This window comes from Oleiphilus sp. HI0132, from assembly GCF_001635845.1.
Map to the genome: position 1 here is coordinate 1 of NZ_LWGJ01000774.1, position 705 is coordinate 705.

The following is a 705-nucleotide window of genomic DNA, read 5'->3' on the forward strand; positions in this document are numbered from 1 at the left end:
CATTTGCACTCTGTCATCAATTGCTTAAAGAAGTAATTATAGGCTGGAAAAGTCAGCCTGCAACACCTTCACCGACATTCTTAACGCAAGACCAAAGCAATTATCATTGTTATCCTAATATGACATTACAAGCTCTTAAGAGAAAAACAAATTTGTTTACTCAGGCGGCTCACTAGTGAAGAATACATTTTTGACCGCGCTCTTTACCTCTTTTATAAGGTAAGCAAAGCGACTACAAGTTTACGAGCAACAAAGATCATGACATTCCCTTCTTCACAGCAACGCTTTCTATTTATTTTTATCGCTTGTGCGGCACTATTAGTCACTGCCACCTACATTGAGCCTTTTAGCAGCATGGACCCATGCCCAATGTGTATGATGCAACGAGTATTCTTTAGCGGCATTGGGCTCGTTGCGCTGATCGGTGCAATCCATAATGCAGGAAAGATCGCTTCGTCCATCTACGCATTCCTCGCAGCACTCTTATCTGTGGGTGGTGCCGCTGTTGCTATTCGACAATTGTGGCTACAAAGCTTACCCGAAGACCAGGTCCCCGCATGCGGCCCCGGCATCGATTATATGCTCGAAGTGTTTCCCTTATTGGAAGTAATCGAGATGGCCCTACGAGGCACAGGCGATTGCGCAAAAGTTCAGTGGACCTTCATGAGTCTATCAATCCCAGGCTGGAGCTTATTGGCGTTTATT

1 protein-coding gene is annotated in these 705 nt (G+C 45.0%); it reads left to right on the forward strand.

Annotated elements, in window-relative coordinates; genetic code table 11:
• Positions 1–258: 258 nt before the first annotated feature.
• Positions 259–705, forward strand: a 447-nt coding sequence (locus tag A3766_RS09125; protein WP_068642114.1) for a disulfide bond formation protein B, incomplete at its 3' end; no start/stop codon positions are given.